The 556-nt window shown below is 50.6% G+C and carries 1 protein-coding gene and 1 pseudogene; both read left to right on the top strand.

Annotation, left to right across the window (positions count from 1 at the left end; genetic code table 11):
* Positions 1-314: pseudogene (locus tag FDX22_RS22520) on the top strand (protease modulator HflK); the annotation flags it as partial.
* A gap of 2 nt (positions 315-316) precedes the next feature.
* Positions 317-556 (top strand): SPFH domain-containing protein (locus FDX22_RS22525; RefSeq protein WP_255433038.1); only part of this gene is annotated, 240 nt, incomplete at its 3' end.

Here is a 556-nt window from a genome sequence, read left to right on the forward strand (position 1 = left end):
GGGTGAAGTGGCTCGTTTCGCAAAAATTCTGCCGGAATATAAAGCCGCACCGCAGATTACTCGCGAGCGTCTGTATATCGAAACCATGGAAAAAGTGCTGAGCCATACCCGTAAAGTACTGGTTAACGATAAGGGCAGCAATCTGATGGTTCTGCCGTTGGATCAGATGCTGAANCTCAAACCTGCTGACTCTGCCGCCAGCATCCTCTTCCAGCACGGGAGCAAGCAACACTTCGTCCACCAGTCAGGGCGATATTATGGACCAACGCCGCGTTAACGCGCAGCGTAACGACTACCAGCGTCAGGGGGAATAACGATGCGTAAGTCAGTTATTGCGATTATCATCATCGTTCTGGTAGTTCTGTTCATGTCTGTCTTTGTGGTCAAAGAAGGCGAGCGCGGTATTACACTGCGCTTTGGTAAAGTTCTGCGTGACAATGACAACAAGCCGCTGGTCGTTGCACCAGGCCTGCACTTCAAGATTCCGTTTATTGAATCTGTGAAGATGCTGGATGCGCGTATTCAGACCATGGACAACCAGGCCGATCGCTTTGTC

Origin of the sequence: Citrobacter sp. TBCS-14, assembly GCF_005280805.1 — a bacterium.
In the GTDB taxonomy this organism is placed as follows: domain Bacteria; phylum Pseudomonadota; class Gammaproteobacteria; order Enterobacterales; family Enterobacteriaceae; genus Citrobacter; species Citrobacter gillenii.